This is a genomic window from Cytobacillus praedii, from assembly GCF_001439605.1.
In the GTDB taxonomy this organism is placed as follows: domain Bacteria; phylum Bacillota; class Bacilli; order Bacillales; family Cytobacillaceae; genus Cytobacillus; species Cytobacillus praedii.
Genome location: NZ_LMBX01000015.1, coordinates 20,598 through 40,555, shown reverse-complemented (window position 1 = coordinate 40,555; position 19,958 = coordinate 20,598). Strand labels below are relative to the sequence as shown.

The 19,958-nt window shown below is 33.0% G+C and carries 16 protein-coding genes and 2 pseudogenes; 14 read left to right on the top strand and 4 right to left on the bottom strand.

Annotated features, from left to right (window positions below):
• Nucleotides 1-867: 867 nt before the first annotated feature.
• Nucleotides 868-1,806 carry a DNA/RNA non-specific endonuclease gene (locus tag ASU02_RS15935; protein ID WP_057765366.1) on the top strand — a complete coding sequence of 313 codons (939 nt, stop codon included), beginning with the start codon at nt 868-870 and terminating at the stop codon, nt 1,804-1,806.
• 397 nt (nt 1,807-2,203) lie between these two features.
• Entirely contained in the window at nt 2,204-2,734 is a 531-nt protein-coding gene (locus tag ASU02_RS15930) for an SMI1/KNR4 family protein (RefSeq protein WP_057765363.1), read from the top strand.
• Nucleotides 2,735-2,978: 244 nt separating this feature from the next.
• Here the strand turns inward: ASU02_RS15930 and ASU02_RS15925 are convergent, their stop codons facing one another.
• Nucleotides 2,979-3,539, bottom strand: coding sequence for a helix-turn-helix domain-containing protein (locus ASU02_RS15925; RefSeq protein WP_057765361.1), 561 nt, complete (start codon nt 3,537-3,539; stop codon nt 2,979-2,981).
• Nucleotides 3,540-3,706: 167 nt separating this feature from the next.
• On the opposite strand from ASU02_RS15925, the gene ASU02_RS15920 reads away from it, so the two are divergent.
• The 3 genes from ASU02_RS15920 to ASU02_RS15915 all read left to right on the top strand — a co-directional run bounded on the left by ASU02_RS15920 (nt 3,707) and on the right by ASU02_RS15915 (nt 6,100).
• Nucleotides 3,707-4,588 (top strand): DMT family transporter, encoded by an 882-nt coding sequence (locus tag ASU02_RS15920; RefSeq protein ID WP_057765359.1) that lies wholly within the window; start codon nt 3,707-3,709, stop codon nt 4,586-4,588.
• Between the two features lie 254 nt (nt 4,589-4,842).
• Complete coding sequence (locus ASU02_RS26445) at nt 4,843-5,001, top strand: hypothetical protein (RefSeq protein WP_157684519.1); 159 nt, start codon at nt 4,843-4,845, stop codon at nt 4,999-5,001.
• A gap of 577 nt (nt 5,002-5,578) precedes the next feature.
• Nucleotides 5,579-6,100: a GNAT family N-acetyltransferase gene (locus tag ASU02_RS15915; RefSeq protein ID WP_057765357.1), complete on the top strand. Its 522-nt coding sequence runs from the start codon at nt 5,579-5,581 to the stop codon at nt 6,098-6,100.
• A gap of 247 nt (nt 6,101-6,347) precedes the next feature.
• Here the strand turns inward: ASU02_RS15915 and ASU02_RS15910 are convergent, their stop codons facing one another.
• Entirely contained in the window at nt 6,348-7,859 is a 1,512-nt protein-coding gene (locus tag ASU02_RS15910) for an ABC transporter substrate-binding protein (protein ID WP_057765355.1), read from the bottom strand.
• Between the two features lie 82 nt (nt 7,860-7,941).
• Here ASU02_RS15910 and ASU02_RS15905 point away from each other — a divergent pair, with 82 nt between their 5' ends.
• From ASU02_RS15905 to plsY, 5 genes and pseudogenes are all read left to right on the top strand, one after another.
• Nucleotides 7,942-9,147: an MFS transporter gene (locus ASU02_RS15905; protein WP_057765353.1), complete on the top strand. Its 1,206-nt coding sequence runs from the start codon at nt 7,942-7,944 to the stop codon at nt 9,145-9,147.
• Nucleotides 9,148-9,454: 307 nt separating this feature from the next.
• Nucleotides 9,455-9,913 (top strand): annotated as a pseudogene (locus ASU02_RS15900) (helix-turn-helix transcriptional regulator); the annotation flags it as partial.
• 335 nt (nt 9,914-10,248) lie between these two features.
• Complete coding sequence (locus tag ASU02_RS15895; RefSeq protein WP_057765351.1) at nt 10,249-11,727, top strand: WD40/YVTN/BNR-like repeat-containing protein; 1,479 nt, start codon at nt 10,249-10,251, stop codon at nt 11,725-11,727.
• Nucleotides 11,728-12,239: 512 nt separating this feature from the next.
• Nucleotides 12,240-12,623 carry an alpha/beta hydrolase gene (locus tag ASU02_RS27005; RefSeq protein ID WP_232426269.1) on the top strand — a complete coding sequence of 128 codons (384 nt, stop codon included), beginning with the start codon at nt 12,240-12,242 and terminating at the stop codon, nt 12,621-12,623.
• 525 nt (nt 12,624-13,148) lie between these two features.
• Nucleotides 13,149-13,730, top strand: a complete 582-nt coding sequence (gene plsY, locus ASU02_RS15885) for a glycerol-3-phosphate 1-O-acyltransferase PlsY (protein ID WP_057765349.1) — start codon at nt 13,149-13,151, stop codon at nt 13,728-13,730.
• A 175-nt stretch (nt 13,731-13,905) separates the two neighbouring features.
• On the opposite strand, the gene ASU02_RS15880 is transcribed toward plsY, so the two are convergent.
• Nucleotides 13,906-14,787 carry a LysR family transcriptional regulator gene (locus ASU02_RS15880; protein WP_057765347.1) on the bottom strand — a complete coding sequence of 294 codons (882 nt, stop codon included), beginning with the start codon at nt 14,785-14,787 and terminating at the stop codon, nt 13,906-13,908.
• A gap of 126 nt (nt 14,788-14,913) precedes the next feature.
• Here ASU02_RS15880 and ASU02_RS15875 point away from each other — a divergent pair.
• From ASU02_RS15875 to ASU02_RS27235, 3 genes and pseudogenes are all read left to right on the top strand, one after another.
• Nucleotides 14,914-16,200, top strand: a pseudogene (locus ASU02_RS15875) (NCS2 family permease).
• Nucleotides 16,201-16,245: 45 nt separating this feature from the next.
• Nucleotides 16,246-16,770 (top strand): hypoxanthine phosphoribosyltransferase, encoded by a 525-nt coding sequence (gene hpt, locus ASU02_RS15870; protein WP_057765346.1) that lies wholly within the window; start codon nt 16,246-16,248, stop codon nt 16,768-16,770.
• 38 nt (nt 16,771-16,808) lie between these two features.
• On the top strand, nt 16,809-16,931 hold the full coding sequence (locus tag ASU02_RS27235) for a hypothetical protein (RefSeq protein ID WP_269745990.1): 123 nt from the start codon (nt 16,809-16,811) through the stop codon (nt 16,929-16,931).
• 1,260 nt (nt 16,932-18,191) lie between these two features.
• Here the strand turns inward: ASU02_RS27235 and ASU02_RS15865 are convergent.
• Nucleotides 18,192-18,773 (bottom strand): TetR/AcrR family transcriptional regulator, encoded by a 582-nt coding sequence (locus ASU02_RS15865; protein WP_057765344.1) that lies wholly within the window; start codon nt 18,771-18,773, stop codon nt 18,192-18,194.
• Between the two features lie 217 nt (nt 18,774-18,990).
• Between ASU02_RS15865 and ASU02_RS15860 the strand changes: the two genes are divergently transcribed.
• Nucleotides 18,991-19,953, top strand: coding sequence for an ABC transporter permease (locus tag ASU02_RS15860; RefSeq protein WP_057765342.1), 963 nt, complete (start codon nt 18,991-18,993; stop codon nt 19,951-19,953).
• Nucleotides 19,954-19,958: the final 5 nt, after the last annotated feature.

Genomic DNA, 19,958 nt, shown 5'->3' with positions numbered 1-19,958 from the left:
TTATGTTTTGCTTTGCAATCAACGTTTCTGATGACTAGGGATATTACGGACTGTTATTTAGTGATTTATCATACAGAACAACAGAATTGTTAAGTCACGTAATGAGCAATAACGTTAAGCTTTAATTAAAAATATAAATTTATTCCATTATCGAGCGTAATTCTACAGCAAGAATTACGTTCTTCCTTTATGTAAATGACCAGATTTCAAGCATTTGTTTAGAGGGAATTACTATGATCACTATTCTTTTTCTCTATTAAGGAGAGAGTGGAAATAAATAACTTTGGCTGTTCCGCAATCGGAGGCTCTATCAAGGATAACTTGTATGCTTATTTTTTTATACAAAAGATAAATTAGCCTTGTTTGATTGGGAATCCCATATTGATGCTGAAAAGTATTCGGACGAAGAACTGATAGAAGATATAGAATTAGGGCTTAGGACGGAAGCATAGGTAAACGAGATAAGTAATAATTCTTATGAAACCGAAAGAATCAAACTTAGCAATGGGAGTGACGTTCAATATAAGGTAAAAAGGGGGAATCTCTCTAAATAGAGGGGTTCCCTTTGTTGTCAAAAAATAAACATGAAGATTTAACAGTGCCCTTATATAAACACGAAAAGCTATTATGAGCGTTACCCCCATAATGATGGAACTATATGTTATCGATGGGTTTCATAATTATTCGAATAGTAATTTGAAATTGTACAAGCCTTTATTGAGATTTAATACTGCACACTTCAATAAAGTATCTACTGTAATTAAGTTGATTTTGGAATATACTATTATCAATAGGTTAACAATGTTAATCTATGTTAATATCCGAGATTTTTAGAACAGTATGAAACTATAATAGGAGAGCCCTAAAATGAAAAAGAAAATGAACTATTTAATCTTACTTTTAACGACTATCTTAATAGTTGGTTGTACCAACGAAAAAGATGCATCCGTTACAGATGGAGTAACAGATCAACAAGAAGTAACCATTGGTAATACAAATAAAAATAGCGAAAAAGAAGAAACTAGCACAACGGTTGTTGATGAACCAGTAGTAGAGGAAACATCAACCCAACCAAATAATGAACGGTTCTCAGGATACAATCTTATTGAAGTTGATGGTGGTGATTTGTCAGGATATCGTGAACCTAACGTTGTCGTTGACATTGGTTATGGAGACCGTGAATATTGGGCATTTACTAATGAATACGGGCAACTTGTACGTGTCATTGCTGATGAAATCATTCTACAAGATGACAGTAACGAACCTGTATTATCGTCTGGCAGATATTTTTCTGATGAAGCAAAGGTTCCTGGTGTCGAAAGTGCAGATTTAGATGAAGGACATATCATTGCAGATTCTCTCGGAGGGGTATCCAATGCTTATAATATTACTCCACAAGAAAGTACGCTTAACCGACATGGAGATCAAGCTTATATGGAAGATGCGATCCGCAAAGCAGGTGGAGCCACTAATTTTGAAGCAATTATCACATATCCGAATACGGAAACGCAGATTCCTTCACATTATCAGTATACCTACACTTTGAGAGGCAACAAGATTGTCGATTCATTTGACAATGTGAACCCTGATGAAGTTAACGCATCACTCGGTTTAACAGAGAGCAAGCCTTCTAACTCAACTAGTTCAAACAAAAGCGGTGATATTTCTAGCATTGATACTAATGGGAATGGACAGGTGACAATTAAAGAAGCAAAAGATGCAGGTTTCAGTATGCCTATAACGAGTGATCATTGGTTATACCCTTATATGCGTGATAACGACAATGATGGGATGGTGGGTGAGTAAGCACCTAACTTTGAGGCAAAATATATGACTGAAAGAATATTATTTTCATTGTTGGATGAGTTATTACAATTTGAGAATGGGTGTCTGTACAGGAACAACTGAAATTAATGGTTATATCATCTAAAGTTGTATGGTGAAAAAAATATTTTTCACTAACGGAAGGCTTTAGTTCAATATCGATTTCAATTATCGAGCGTGATTCTGCAGCAAGAATGAAATACGCACTTTCTTTATGTTAAGGGCCAGATTGTGGAGTAGCTCCTTTAATGAAAATTTAGATTTCTTAGCTGCAATTTAAAGGCGATTGTGAAATTATGTACTTAAAATAACGTGGCAGATTAGTTCAATAAGGAAAGGTTAGTATAACAACATCATTGATAGTGATGGGGTGAATAATATGGAGTTTTATAGAGGTATGAGTTTTTGGGCTACAGATGATGAGGAACTTAGTCCTCCTTTAACTGATTTAACTATCCAAAAGGCAGAAAAGGAATTAGGATTTAAACTTCCCCATTCTTATATTGAGTTATTGAAAGAAAAAAATGGGGGTGCATTGAGTTATCCTTCCTTTTTCATTGGTCAGGACAAGCAAAGGACATCTATGGACTATATAAATGGCATAGACTTTGAAGGGGTAGAACAAGGAATTGGTATTTTAAAGTCAGCAGAGTGGACAAAAAAACAAGGGTTACCTGAAGGTCTAATCGTTTTGTGGACTGACATTCACACATGGATAGTTTTAGATTATAGAAACAAAATTGAAAATCCATCAGTTGTTTATTTTTATGAAGATTATTCATCAGAAGATGGACAATGGAAAAGTGTAGAAATTGCACCTGATTTTGATACTTTTTTAAGTGAATTATTTCGTGGTTCTACACTAAATCCAAAAGATTTGAAAGCAAGCTACGGGAGAAAGAAAGAGTAGATCATGTTCAACAAAAGGGGTGTTTTACTTCAATCCAATATTCAACAATCGGGCGCTATTGTGGAATAATGCCTTTAAAGAAAATTGGATATCTATGTTAAAGTTTAAGATGTTATAGGTTTGAAATTAAATCGCACCGTTTTAGGGGCTGTTCCAAAAGTCGATATTTGATTGATTTTTGGGCGGCCCCTTTTTAGTGGTTGAATTCTCTCATACATTTAAAACTTTCATAGGAAGGGGTGATTTAAACTAATGATGGAGTTAGTACGAATAAAATATGATTCGTCTCATCACTCTTGTTCAAAAATCGGTGTTTAATATTTGGTGGAATGCGTACGACATCTCCTTCATTTAAAAAATATTCGGTGCCTTCCAGTTCGACATACGCTTGTCCTTTCATGACGACAGCAATTTCTTCTTTATCGTCATGTGAATAGTGACTTTCCGTAGTGTTTGCGTGTGCATTTAATTCCATCATTAAGAGTTCAATATGTGCTTTCATAAAGTCTGGTGTTAACACATCAAAGACAATATGGTTAATATCTTCACGATATACTTTCTTTCGGTCATGTTTTCTCGAAATGAGCGAATCCGTATCAATTTCATTAATGAAGAGAGTATAGAGTGGCACATTTAACGCTTGCGCAATCAGTTCTAGTACACTTAACGAGGGATTTGCTTGTCCTCTTTCTATTTGGCTAATAAGTGAAGTGCTGATTCCAGCATAATCGGCGAATTCCCGAATTGTCAGCCCATTCTTTTTACGATAATTTAATACCGTTTGCCCAAGGCGATTATTGATCATAGTAAAGCTCCTTTCTTAAATAGTGTATATTTAACTTGTTTTGTGCTGACATAATAAACATGTTGAATTAATGCTTTTATCAATTACATAAATATTTTATACTTACGTTTGTACATTATAATAAATTAATTTTATTTTTGTAAACGAACATCTAGGGGGAAACAGAATTGAAATCACCACTTAGTTATTACATGATTTTATTTTTTGGTGTATTTGCTTTATCTACTTCAGCCATCTTCGTAAAAATAGCAGATGCACCTGCGGCAATTACGGCATTTTATCGGATGTTTTTTGCGGTAGTAGTGCTTTTGCCATTTTTATTAGTTAATAAAAAGAACCGACAAGAATTACGTTTGTTGTCAAAAAAACAATGGGGACTTGGATTATTATCGGGCATATTTCTAGCAGCCCATTATGTATTGTGGTTTGAATCATTAAATTACACATCTGTAGCAAGCTCGACGGTAATCGTCACACTACAGCCTCTCTTTTCGATGGTTGGAGGCTATTTTCTTTTTAAAGAGCGCTTCAGTAAAGGGGCTATAATAGGCTGTCTAGTAGCGATTGCCGGAAGTATTGTCATTGGATGGCAAGATTTTCAAATTAGCGGACAGGCATTATTTGGCGATATACTTGCTTTTATTGCTGCAGGCATCATAACAGCTTATTTCTTCATTGGCCAGCATATTCGAAAAAGTCTATCTCTTATCCCATACTCAGTTATTAGTTATGGGAGCAGTACATTACTTTTAGGTGTTTTTGCCTTCAGTCAGCAAACACCCTTCTTCGAATATTCTGTACAAACATGGTGGTCCTTTATTGGATTAGCGTTTATTGCAACAATTTTAGGACAAACAATTTTTAATTGGTTGTTAAAATGGCTGAGTGCTTCAATTATTTCAATGAGTATATTAGGAGAGACAATTGGAACATGTATACTTGCTTATTTCATTTTGGATGAGGTCATTTCTTTACAACAAGGTATGGGTATTGCACTCATTTTAATCGGTCTAGCATTATTTTTACTACAGCAAAGAAATAATAAATAAATAAATAAATAATTGAGTTTATTTGGTTATTAGAAGAATATCTTTTAAAATTACTTCCTCGTTTAACTTTCGGGCGCTTTTCTGAATAAGGAAAGCGTCTTTCTTCATGAAAAGGGCCATTTAATGGAATAAGAATTTAAGCAAAACTGGAAATTATGTGAGATTGTGAAGAAATCTACTTATATGCTAAATAGTAGAATAGTTTCACAAATAGCTGGTTTTATTTGGTAATATAAATACAGGGAGGGAACGGAATGAAAAAATATATTTCTGGCTTAATAGTAGGTGCTGTTGTTGTTTTAATGGTTAATGTTTTTTTAATCAAAGATGATGAAATTGTTAGTGATAGTAAAGAAGCACGAACTGATCGTATTGCATCGTTCTTAGGGCTGCATGGGACGAATTTGGTTTAGTCAGTTTTCAAATAGGTGATACAGACCCGACGATTTGGATTGGTATGGGTGAAAATAAAAGTGAACAAGATCTACGGGAATATTTAAAAGTCAATATTGATAAATATGATTTGATTCATTACAACATTGAAATTTTTAAAGAAGGTATACCAGAGTTAGAGACTGAACATTCAATAGGGATTCAAAACAAGAAAATTTAATGTCGGATTTAAGTTTTACTAATGGGTGCTTTAGTTCAATAACGATGTTCTTCAAAAGGGCGCTTTTATAGAATAAGATGAACTTAATGCCAGTTCATTACGTTGATCCTATTACGCATGAGCTGTGGCTTGAGGTAAGGCTAGGAGTTTAAGTAAGTGACGTTCGATAGTATTATTTGGGCGAAGGTCGAAAATTAGGGGAACATAGCGTCAGCCTTACGTGGGTTGGCCTTATTTCTATTAAACTAAAGAAGTTTTAGTGGTAGAAGGATTTTAATTTACTATGGTGAAATAAGTAATCAAGGTAAAATCTAGGAAGGAGGTTTAAATCCTATAAAAAATGTTTTGTAGAATGAATGTAAGGGAGGAGAGCTAACTTGGAAATCACAACAGAAAGACTAATAATTAGACCTTTTAAGAGTACTGATTTACAGGATGTATTTGCTATTTATAATAATGATGATACATGTAAGTACCTATTACATAATAAGTGGACTCATGAAGATATGCAGAATAGATTTAATAAGAAGCTAGCAAACAATGTACTCACTAAAGAATCAATGTTAAGTTTGGCAGTTATATTCAAGACTAAAGTAGTTGGTGATCTATCCGTATGGTATACAGATATGAAAGACACTGTTGAGATTGGTTATAGTTTTTCAAATGAAGTTGCTGGGAGAGGTTTGGCAACAGAAGCAGTAAGTAGTTTGGTATTTAAATTATTTGATGAATTTAATGTACATCGTATACAAGCTAATCTTGATGCACGAAATACAGCTTCACAAAAATTGTGTGAACGAGTAGGCATGAGAAAGGAAGCCCATTTCATACAAGATTTTTGGAATAAAAATGAATGGACAGATAGTATTGTATATGGAATGTTACCCTCCGATTTGTAGTAATAGACTTAGTTATTTTATTGTGCTAACGGGTGCTTAGTTCAATAATGATCTTCAACAAGCGGGCACAATTCTTGAAGAATCGTGCCTTATCCAATAATAGGGCCAGATTGTGGAGGTAAGGTATTGGTTAATTTTATGGCCAATACCTTTGTTAAATTAATTATCACTTGAATGACATTGAAGATATAAAAAGGGCAACAAGCCATGTAAGGCTAGCACTCAAATTGTAGTTAGAATAATTTTTCTATATAGAAACCCAACATTCTGATAGTAAGGGGTATCCGAATATTTTGTTTTTACTTACCTTCAATAACTTAGGATATATTACTTCCCTATAAGAGTGATAAAGCTCTAAAACCTCAAATTTCACATTGCTTTCCTCACACTTATTACTAAATTTCTCATATCCTCGTAAAGGATAGACAATATCCCCCTTAATAACAATATCAGTTTCAATAAATAAATCATCGAATGTTACAGCCTCTGTCACAGGCACATGAACCACATGGACATTTACTTTAAATAAATGCATTACCTCTACTAAATAATCAACGAATACTTTCTTATTTACACAATACTTTATAGTAATAGGTTTTTGGAGAAATACCTCAGTATTTGCATTTTCCGATATTATTGAAGAATAAATAGGGAGTTTTAAGTGATCTATTTCACTTATAGTTCTACTAAAATAGCAAAATGCCTCTCTAATCAGATGCATCATCGCCTTATTGGTTTTAAGTAACTCAGTTGTTCTAATATAGGCTGAAAAAATACCTGCATACTCTGATACAACTTGATAATCCATTTCTTTTCCGTTCAATAAAGACTTTCTATTAAGATGTGAAGGTATTTGAACTAGGTGAACGTTGTCGATAATAGCACGCTCTAAATGATAGGAATCATTTGCTTGTAGCATCATATCAGAAACATTTAATTGTTCTATAGTATATGGTCCACAACCCATCAACCCTGCTTCACTATCCCTAAAAATACTCATTTCAATCCTCGCTAGAACATATAGCAGTTCTTCTTCTTCACCTAAGTATTGTATTTCAATGATTGAATTATTTAATTTGGAAATACTTATTAGGTTAGGTTTGAATTCTTTCAGTTTTTCCAAATTAAAACCAATTAACAAACACTTAACAATTTCATCAAGTTCCACAGTAGTCCCATCATGCCACTTTAAACTTTTTCTTAAATAAAATTGAAATACATTTGGATCTGAAACTAACCAATGATGTACTAAGTCACCAGTAAACTGATTATTTTCATCAAATTTAATAAGTCTGCTATAAACATGTCCTATAACAAACCCGCTCTCAGCATCATTAAAACGTTGTGGATGTAATTCTAATTTTGAACTGAAAATTGGAAATGTAAGGATTTCCTCTGACACTGATTTGCTTCCAAATAAATTTGTTGTAACTAGGTTAGATACCTGTGAATAGAAAGGATTTGAAAACCCATTAGATGGAAGTAAGTGTAATAATCGAAAATCCCTTAGAGAAAAACTCTGCTTCATTTGAGCGATTAAAATATTTTCTAAATTAATGAGCCATTTAATAGAAGATTCATTACCTCTTCCACTACCAGGTTTATAAGTAATAAAACCTTGTTCCTCCCATTTCTTCAAAATCCTCTTTATTTGCTTTTCGCTTAATTGAAAGTGTTTACTAAGCTCTTGTAGTTTAAAATTATTTATTTTCAATCCCCACAACGCAATTAGTTTTTCATCTATCTGTAAATTCTTCATAAGGGGACACCATCCTTTTAAATTGTCCGTTTTTACTTAATCATGTCCTCTATATAATTATAAAGTGAAAGGGGAGGTTTAAGTGAATAATTTACAAAAAATTTCTATTTCTCTATTTTTAAGTGAATTTACCACATCAGCATATTTTATTATTGTGACATGGATACTTTATCACTCTACGAATAATGCAATTTTCACTGGGTTATTTGTTGGCTTAGGATTTCTTCCTAGCTTTTTAAGTAATTTATATTTCGGAGTACTGGTTGATCGAATGGAAAAAAGGCATTTACTTATCATAGCTCAAAGTATAATTTCAATAAGTCTGATATTAATTGCCTTGCTGACTTATGGTGACTTTCCATTTTTAGTTATAGGACTTATTCTTATTCACATGATTATTCAGCTATGTGGATCATTATTTCGTCCATCCATGCAAGCATATCTAACTTCTATTTTCTCACAAGAAGAATTAATTACGGTTTTCTCTAAAACTGCTTCAATAGGCATTGTGGGTAGTATTGCAGGTACGGCTTTAGGAAGTTTATTCATTTCTTTGTTTCCAGCTGCTATAGTATTTTTAATATTACTGTGTCCTTTATTATTGAGTTTATTTTTATTACGTAGCTTGCCTGTAGAAAGAATTGAAATCATTACATCCCCTAACTCTATAGTAAAAGATATTAAGAACGGTTTTCACTATTGTTTTTCTGATAAATTTTACATCCAATTATTAATTATTATGGCAATTGGACAACTAATCTTTCACACTAATATTGGCTTTCTTGCAGTATTTACTACAGACATCCTAAAAGAAAATGCAACTATTTATGGAATACTAGAAATATTATGCTCTTTAGGTGGGGTTATTTCAGGTTGGTATGCCAAATCCCTTATTAAACGTATTGGTATTCATTTTTCAAATGTTATTATTATATTATTAATGGTTGCACTGTACTTAATGTTTACAGCTGTTAATATACTCATAGTTAGTATTGCTTGTTTTATGTTAGGACTTGTAACGACTTGGCTTCGTACAACATTCCAAGCAATTCAGCAATCTGCCACAACTAAGGGATATCATGGGCGAGTAGCTAGTATCCGCATGTTTTTTAACCAGGGTTTTGTTATCGTAGTTTCGCCTATCTTTGGATACGTATCAGATGCTCACTCTGTTAGTTTGATTTATATTATATTAATGATTATTTCAGTTGTTTGCTTATTAACCTCCATTTTAATTATCAAAGATCAACGTTTTAGAAATATAATAAGAATGCAGCAAGACACATAAAATAAATTTATGTTTTTGGGCAACACAACTCACTTATGTTATTCCATAAATGGGAGCAATTCATATAAGATGAATTGTGCCTTTTTCAGCAATTGGGCCAGATTGTTGAATAACGCGATTGATGAGTTATACTAAAAATCGGAAATAGATTGTAAAGAAGTATACTTAAACTAACAAGACAGAATAGTTTAATTCAAGGAAATAATTTAAAATTTAATGATAAATACTGTGAAATTTACTTATTACTAATTAAGGAAAAAATAAACTTATAAGATAGATAATAAATTTCATATAGAGGTGGATTCATATGCCTAAAGTTGATAATATACTAGCAATTCTATGGATGCTTAGTTCAGGTGAAAAAATTACTGCAAAACAAATTTCAGAAAGGTTAGAGATGAATATAAGGACTGTGTATCGGTATATTGATACACTTTCAACAAGTGGTGTACCTATAATTTCAGACACAGGACATAACGGTGGATACACTTTATTGAACAATTTTATTGAAGCTCCTCTTTTTTTTGATTTTGAGGAGCAAACCTCACTATTTCACGCTGCTTTTTTTGCAGAAGAAGCCGGATATTATGGAGGTGAAGCACTAAATAGGGCTATTTCAAAGCTAAGCAAATATTCAAATCAAGAGCAGGAAACAAAGATAAACCAACATTTAACCAGTCTTGGAGTAATAAGTCGATTAAGTTCCCTCTCTATGGAACCTTTCTTGAAGGAGTTGGACGATTTCATATCTTGTTATTCAATTAAAGGGTGCAACACTTCAAGTAGGAGATTGCTCCTTTTTTATTTTTACTAAAGTGGCAGTATAGTTGAATAAGAAAAATGTTTAAAGAGCGATTATTTAGTAATATCACATTCCTGGGAGCTACTTCACTGTGAAGCCGTGATACTGTTTTGGGCTTAAAAGGTTAGAATTCGGCCTTTTTCCTGTTTCCAATTTATACAGTTAAGACTATTTTTAAGGGGCTTTTTTATATAAACACGGGTTTTATTGACCTTCATGCATAAAATAATAATCACGAATCATGAAAAAATCTAGTAAAACAAAGTATACTCAATATAGATAAATTAGATGAAATAGGGGTGATTTACATATTTAGGGGAAATGTAAAAAGAGTACTTATTTCTTTATTAACGAATCCAATCTTCATAATTGGATACTGGATTTTTGGACATGAGTTAGCTTCAATATGCAGGTATGGAAGAATGAATAATAATCTATATATATTATTATTAAGCATAGTCTTATTATTTTCGATCATTTTGATTACTACAATTAAAATGATAAAAGTAAGTGACCATAAATTAAAAAATTTAACTAATTTGAAGTCATGGAAATATATTTCGATTATCATCTTTGTTGCAATTACATTATTATATGGAGTGAACATTTATCAAAGTGCAACAAATTACGGTGGTAAACTTGCATGGTATATAGAACGATTAAAAAATGAAAGGTCAGTTAAATTTGAACATAACAATATATATAATTATGGAGTAAAAGGTATTTTTGAAGATATAAATAAAGAACATACTTTGCCCCAAGAATTATATATGGTAAATAATTTTTCCCTTGAATTTAATTCAGATGGAACAATTACATCATTTGATACATTTGTATATGGGAAAAATGAAGATGGAAAAGAAGAGAGTTACCTAATAACTTTTGATAAAAATAAATCAAAAAATATTACTTTAATATTAAATGGTTATGCTGGGCCCACTTATAATGTCGATATGTTGGTAGAGCCTTTAGTTAAAACTGTTAGTGTTATTCCAATTAAACAAAAAGTTAGTGAGTGGAACGAAAATCAGTATGGGTTGGTTTATTATGGAAAAAGAAATTGGGGATATGATACAAATGGAATCATTAATATTGATAAGGACGGAAAAGAGTATAGTCCGGAAGTTGCAACTTCAGAAATAATTGGATATACAGTATCAATATTCATCCCTAGGAAGGAAAAAATGATTACCCCTGCTAGATATAACTTAATAGGTGATCCGAATTGGAGTAAGCCATCTACTACTCAAAATCAAGTAAATTCTAATGAGAAGAAAAATGAATTAAAGAATACTAAGGAACAATTTTATCTATCTAAAGAAGTCGGATTTAAACTAAATGTTACGGATAAAGCATTAGGAAGTACGTTTTATTCACTAAGCAAGACCATGGATGGGGAAAAAACATGGACTGTTATAAATAATGACCCATTTAGCGGGACAATCGGAAGTGCCTCAGGAATAGTTTTTATTGATGACAAACTTGGATTTTTAGGAGCAGTCAATCCTTCAGGTAATGAAGGAGCATTATATCGTACGGATGATGGAGGTACTTCATTTAAGAAGGTAAATTTTACACCTCATATAGTGAAATTAGATAATGGACAATCTTTAAGCCCTTTTGATTCTCCAGGTATGCCTTATGAAGAAGATGGAGTTTTTAATCTGTTGATGGGACAAGGTTCAGATGGAGACTATAATGGTAATAGTAGTGTACTTTATCAATCAAAAGACAAAGGGCAAACATGGGAATATATAAAAGAGGTTAAAAATAGTTAGCTTGACAGACATTTATATCTTTAAAATTTTAATAATGCTATGTTAATACTCATAGTAAAAGACCTATAATTAATCTAAAAATATTAGTCTAAGTTCTCTCAGAAATCTGAGAGGTCTTTTTTTATTACTTAATCATAAAATAGTGCAAGCCGAATAAGCTTCCGGCTGGTAGGACACTCAAACCTTTCCGGCAAGAAGATTAGACAGCTAGTCAATCGGCCAAAGGAAAGTATGAGGACATGGCAAGATTAAGGGAACGATATAGCTCCTCCATAGTCAGAAGATTAGCATATTTAAAATTAATGGTCGCTGTGGCGAAGTCCTTCCTATTCCACTAATGTGCAAAAGTTTGTGAAAAATTGTACTTAAGCTAACGGGGGCTTTTGTTCAAAAACTTTATTCAACAATCGGGCCAGATTATTGAATAAAAAAGGAGTCTATACAGTTCATATTGGAAATTAAATTTATGCAAGTAGGGACTATATACGCATTTAAGAAACGGGGGAGATTTAATGTTTAACGTTAAAACGCAGACTGTTAAAGGGTATAAGGGATTAGATATTCCTTTTAAAATACTGAGCAAAGGCGAAGATTCTAACAACTTGGCAATAATTCTACCAGGTGCGGGTTATAGCGCACAGGCACCTCTTCTTCATTACTCAACAGGTATATTTATCAACAAATCGTTTGATGTTTTGCAAGTGAATTATCAATACAATAACAAAGACTATGCAGATTTTAGTGAAGTAAGTGAAGCAATTAAATTGGACGTGAAAAATGTCCTTGATTATGTTTTATCCAATAAATCATATAAGAATTTCTATTTAATTGGGAAATCACTTGGAACGATTGCTATGAGCTCTGAATTAAATAGAGAAACTTTTAAGGACGCTTAAGCCGTTTGGTTGACTCCTTTAATACAAAGGGAAGATGTATTGAGTGCAATGGTAAGAACTCATAATAATAGTTTATGCATAATTGGTGATAAGGATCCTTATTATACTGAAGAAAGGTATTCCAAAGTCATAGAAAACCCACATATCATCTCGAAGTTAATTCCGAATGTTAATCATGGTTTAGAATATGATGAAAACGCTGTGGAATCAATTGATATATCGAAAAGTGTGATAGCCGAGATTGAACAATTTTAGGGTGCGTTTTTTTTTACGTTTTTTTGGTAGGTTTTTCAGCAATCGGGCGCAATTCTTGAAAAGGAATTGTGCTTTTTTCAGTAATTGGGCCATTTAATTGAATAACATTCAATAAGAAATATTTGGATATTTATCTTAAAATTCAATTAAGTGTGTGAAGTAATGTACATAAACCATCGATACAGTTTAACGTAAGAAGGGTTGCAGGAAAAAATATATAACAAATAGAAATACTTAAAATAATAAAATAAATGAGGAGATAATACTACTTTGAATATTTTAACACTGATTTTAAGTTATTTAATAGGTTCAATCTCATTTGCTTTAGTAATAGGTCAAATGTTTTATAAGAAAGATATTCGTGATTACGGTAGTGGTAATCTTGGTGCAACTAATGCTTATAGAGTTTTAGGAGTAAAAGCAGGAGTAATTGTTGCAATTGCTGATATATTAAAAGGTACACTTGCATGTTTACTTCCACTAATACTTAGTTCTACGGTTGACCCTATTGTATGTGGTTTATTAGCCATATTAGGACACATATTTTCTGTTTTTGCCAGTTTTAAAGGTGGAAAAGCAGTTGCGACAGCAACTGGAGTTTTCTTATTTTTGACGCCTTTAGGTGTTTTATTTGGTTTTGTAGTGTTTGTGTTAACTTTGTTATTTACTAAGTATGTGTCACTAAGTTCAATGTTGGCGGGTATTGCATTATTCATTTACAGCCTAATAATTGAAGATAAAGTTATCATAGGACTTTCTCTATTAATAAGCGTATCAATAATCATTCTCCATCGACAAAATATAAAGAGAATTCTAAATGGAACAGAGAACAAAATAGTCGAAAGATATTGAGTATTACTTGTTAAGCTAAAGGGGCTTTAGTTCAATATCGATTTCAACTATCGGGCGTGATTCTGCAGCAAGAATTACGCTCTTTTTTTATGTTAAGGGTCAGATTGTGGAGTAACTCCTTTAATGAAATTTTGATTTCTTAGCTGCTATTTGTGGTTTCTCCAGGTTTTAGTATTTAATTATTTTGTGAAATTCCATAGTATTCCTTTATTAATTCTATAAGGTTTTTTGCAGGTGTAGAGACATAATGATTTTCAAGCCAAATGACTCCTAAAGAAGACATCAGATCAGCGTTATTGATCGGGATAGAATAGGGGATTTTGTCCATATAGACATCTATAACAGATTTAGGAACAATCGTTGCCCCTATTCCTCCATTAACTAATTCCAATAATGTATGCATATCTGAGCACTCAGCCATTTTGTTTAGTTGGAGGTTTTGCCTTGTAAATGCCTCAAGAATCGTACTATATATCCCCAAGCCTTCTGTACTTGGAATGATAAGAGGGGTATGGGAAATCTCCTCTAATGAAATCGTGTGTGTTTCTTTATTTGTAACGAAAAAAAATGGCTCGTTCATTAGATGATGGTAAGTCAGTCCACGATGTTCCAAGGGAAGGCGTACAAATGCCAATTCAATCGCTCTTGTTTTTATCATTTCTGCTAAATAAAAAGAGTCATTTTGAACAATTTTTAACGAAACAAAGGGATACTTTTTGTGGAAGACTTGTAGCACCTCTGAAAAACCTGATAGAGATAAGGTGTTAATCCCTACTGAAATGACACCTCTTTTTCCCTCGTCAGTTTCCTTTAATTCATGTTTTATTTCTTCTATACTGTTCACCAAATGTAATGCTCTTTGGTAGAGTACACTGCCTTTATCCGTTAATTCCATACCCTTCCCGCTTCGTTCAAACAATTGAACACCAAGCTCATTTTCTATTTGTTTTAACTGCATGCTTAGAGGCGGCTGCGACATATGCAGCCTTGTGGCAGCCGCTGTTATATTCTTTTCCTCAGCTATGGCTATAAAAAACCGCAATTGTTTAATGTCCATTTATTTCTCCTTCAATACAAAAAATATATGGTTTCTATATAAATTATATATTTTTCGAATAGCTAAGTCCATGTTATGATTACTTCCATGTTTTCATTTGATGTTCATAGTTAGAAGGTGATTAATATGGAGCGTTTTTTTAAATTTAATCAATATGATACGACGATGGGGAAAGAAATTTCTGCTGGTCTTATATCATATATAACAGTGGCCTATATCATTATTGTTAATGCGACGATTTTAGCTGTAGCAGGAATTCCGATGGAGGCAGGGATCATTGCAACGATCTTATCCAGTTTTATTGGATGTTTAATCATGGGCATCTGGAGCAATACGCCTCTGCTAATTATTCCTGGAATAGGTCTTAATGCGATGTTTACCTATACAATTGTTCAATCTGGGGGCTTTTCCTGGCAGGAAGCGCTGGCAATGGTTTTTGTTTCTGGACTCATTTTTGTTGTAATTGCCTTTACTCCGTTGGCAAGAGTGATCACTTCAGCTATTCCTAATTCCTTAAAAGAAGCCATTACTATTGGAATTGGAATACTGCTGATTTTAATAGGATTTGAAAATGCTGGGATCATTACAAGTTCTGATCACACGCTTCTTGCAATAGGGGATTTAAGTAGTCCGACAGTGATCGTAACATTTATTGGTTTACTTATTACTATTTTATTATTTATAAAAAATGTACCAGGTAACCTATTATTAAGCATAATCATTACTTCATTTCTATCCATATGGCTAGGAGGAGCCAACTTTGAGGGGGTATCCTTTTCAATGCCATCTTTTCATGAATACCTAGGGGTGTTTGGCCAAATATCGTGGGGATAAGCAGGAAATATTCTTTTCTGGCTAACATCCCTCTCTTTTGCGATGGTCATTGTGTTTGAAAATATCGGATTGATACATGGGCATAGCAACATGTTAAACCGGCCTGAAAGCAGCAAGAAATCTCTCCAGGCTACGGCTGTTTCAGTACTTTCTTCTGGAATTTTTGGTACAAGCCCTACTGTAGCATCAGTGGAAGCAGCTGCAGGCATTACAGCCGGTGGAAGAACAGGATTGACGAGCATTGTTACTGGATGTATGTTTCTTCTTTCGATCCTGTTTATCCCAGTTATTAAAATCGTACCGGCTAGTGCCGTTTCGCCAATTCTAATATTAATCGGGCTCCTTATGCTGCAAAATATTGTTCATATCTCAATGGAAGACTTAACAGAGAGCTTTCCAGCACTATTAATTATTGTATTAATTCCATTAACCTATAGCATTGCAGATGGGATGGCAGTCGGCTTTATTTTATATCCGCTAATAAAGCTCTTAATGGGGAAAGGGAAGGAAATTCACCCAGCACTATATATGATTGCTATTCTGTTTATAAGCAATATGGTTATTCAGTACGTATTTTAAATGAAACACATATAATTATAGAAAATGACTAGGAAGGTGAAAACAATGAAAAAAAATATTTTGTATAGTAAAGAAAAAATAGAGGAGAAAGTGAAAGAACTAGGTTTAACGATATCGAGTGACTACCAAAATGAGGATAAAAATCTCCTTATTATCTCGTTATTAAGAGGAAGTTTTATTTTCACAGCAGACCTTGTCCGGCACATAACCGTTCCTGTTAGAATTGAATTTATGGAAACTTCAAGTTACGGATTCGGAAAAGAAAGTACGGGAAAAGTAGAAATTGTATCTGGTTTGACGATAGATATTTCCGATTATGATGTCTTAATCGTAGATGATATCCTAGATTCAGGGCATACGATGAAAACAGTCTATGATTTTCTGAAAAAAAGAAACCCAAAAAGTATGAAGACTTGTACATTCCTCGATAAACCTTCACGCAGACAAGTGGATATGAATGTAGATTATACAGGGTTTGTAATAGAAGATAAGTTTATAGCGGGATATGGACTGAACTATGGCCACCATTACCGGAATACACCTTATATTTTTGAAGTAATAGAAAATTAATCGTAACTGCAATTCGAATTGATGTGAGCAATGTTTTTGTGAAAAGTGAATTTGCTCCTTTGAAAAGAGTCGTTATCGCTCAATCTGAATTTGTATTTCCAGCGAAGGAAGATCAAAGTGATGACGATTTCTTAACAGAAGAAACGAGAGAATTATCTTAGGTGAAAATTATAAAGAAGTTTTTCCGAAAAAGACAGATGCAATGGGAAGCTGAAAGGGAAAACTTAAAGAAAGTATTAAATAAATATAATGTGGAAATAATCACTCCTGGGATTTCAAGAAGTTTCTGCTGGTCTTTTAGTTGCAGCATTCACCCTCTTTTAAGACGTGAAGGATAGATAGTAAAAATCAAATGCTCACTTAAACGGGCATGATTGTGGCACAAAACATTAAAGGGGTGGCGGCTGCCATCTCTTTTTATTTGGCTCTGTTCAGAATAACGCTTTTACTAGCAGATTGTTGAGTACCTTTTGAACTGTCATATTCTTTAAAATTTAACAGTAAACCTTTTTCTAGAACGCTCAATTAGCAGCTGAAACCCATAAATGATAAGTTTTTGATTGAATTTGTGCCTTCATTCACTTAATGAAGGAGGTTACTCATGGTGTTCAACCGAGTTTGGCCTTCATTCACTTGATGAAGGACGTTTCCCATAGTTTTCAATCGAGTTTGGTCCTTCATTTGCTTGATGAAGGAGGTTCTCCATGGTTTTCAACCGATTTTAGGCCATCATTCATTTGATGAAGGACGTTTCTCATGGTTTTCAACTGAATCTGAGCCATCATCCACTTAACTTCTATCGAATATAGAAGCCAGGTTCAGGAACTGCGCTTATTTTTGTATACTTGAAAGGTGTCAGATCTTAACAAGGGTGTGCGCTGATTATTATTTTAGGGTCATATTATGGTGACAGGGAAGGGAACTGGGAGTTTTATACAACTCAAGCCTTACTAAAAAAATAAATCAGGTCCATTAAGAGAAATTTATTAAAAATAAAAAAAGAGTTTGGATGTAGATGAGGGAATTTAAAAATACAAAAGTAGTTATAATAAAATAGAATTTTGGAATTTGATGATTAAATCTTAGGAACCAATTTTTTGATAAGGTTAATGTCATTATTGAGGTATCGATCAGTTAGCTTAAACAAGGTTATTATATGAAATAATTCTATTATGCTTTCTTATTTTCTTCCTAAGGTGAACTTGAAGAATTCTAGAATTAATGTGTGCATCACTACTGGGGAAGGTTTTTGATACAGCAATAATGATTGTTCATGAAGATGATTATACGCTTATTACTCATTATCGAAGAATATTAAATTAGTAGATAATGAGTGAGTAATCAAACAAGGGACGGTTCTCATGCTTCCATAGAAGCAGGGAGAACCGTTTCTTTGTTTTATAGTTGAACTTTTTGTATGTTCACTTATCCTCTAAATCTTTTAGTATTCCATTAAGAAATATATCTTGATAATACTTTTTTTTGATTTCCAATCTTTCGTTTTCATCCGTAATATCGTTATCCCTAAAGTAGTTCAATATATTAAACATAGATGTTGTGTATAAATGGAAAATAAATTGTGTGTCAACAGAATCCTTTAATTTTCCAGCATTTTTATACTCCATAAGTTCATCCATTAAACAAGCATGTAGCTCTCTACTATACTCCCCAAAGTAAAACTTTTGCATAACTTCCATAGGGACCTTATACCATGTGCGATTAAATTCAACTTCAATTTGTGTACATACTTCCTCGATGGGTATTGTTTCCTTTCCAAATAAAATACTGCTTGTTTTTTCCTTTTGTTTGTCCATATATTTCATTTCGATACAAGTAAAAAAGTATAAATACAAATCATCTTTGTCATGAAAATATTGATAGAAACTACCAATCGAAATACCGGCTTTTTTAGCGATATCTCGGATGTTTACATCCTCATATTTTTCATAAATAAAAATGTTATATGTTGCATCTATTATTTTTTGCTTTTTTTCATCTGGCAAATTGAAAAATGTTTGTTTAGGAATAGAACTCACTCCTTAAATAGTAGTCTTTTGAATCATAAAATAAAAATTTAGAATAGACAGAATATTCTGTTGACACTATCAAAAATTGTTGCTAATATTTTGATTATAATATGAACGTGTTCATATCGGAAGGGGAATTTGATATTTTTTATAACTTCTAGATAAAAAGAAGTTTAACAGGGGGGGAAATAGAGTGAAAAAGTATGTTACGAGAAGAGTATTCATGGGGCTATTAACGATTTTTGTTGTTTTTACAATAAATTTTATTATTATCAGATTAGCTCCTGGAGATCCTATATCTACGATTATGGGAAAAGATAACGATGATCCTATTCTACGTACGGCTTTGGAAGAAAAATATGGGTTTGATAAGCCAATGATAACCCAGTATGCCATATATCTGAAAAATGCCCTAACGGGGGATTTAGGAATATCAATTATTTACAATAAAGAGGTTATGGCAATGATTACTGAGAGAATTGTTCCAACTCTTCTATTAGTACTTACTGCCGCTATTTTGGCTGTTATCATTGGAACATTAATGGGTATGTATGCTGCCAAAAATGAAGGATCAAAAATTGATGTTATCTTTTCAGGAGCAGCATATATTTTTAACTCTATGCCAGCTTTCTGGCTTGGTTTGATTTTAATAATTATCTTTTCATCTGTGTTGGGTCTCCTCCCCTCTTATGGAATGATCAATACACGTGATGCTCATACCGGATTCGATTATATTTTGGATGTAATCGTACATATGGTTTTGCCAGTGTGCACATTAGTGCTTGTGGAAATCCCTATATATTTCAGAATTGCAAAATCATCTATTTTGCAAGTGACTAATGAGGATTTTATCGTCACATTAAGAGCAACGGGAATGAGTGAAAGGAAAATATTTAATAAATATATCCTCCGTAATGCTATTTTACCTACTATCACAATTTTTGGCATTTCATTAGCCTATTTAATTACAGGGGTTGCTCTGATTGAAACCGTCTTTGCTTGGCCTGGAACTGGCAGTTTAATGCTAACTGCAATCAATCAGCGCGATTATCCAACCCTTATGGGAATCTATCTGATTATGTCAATTTCGGTTGCAGTTGTCATGGTTCTGGTAGATATCGTTTATGCCACATTTGACCCACGAATCCGATTCTAAAAGGG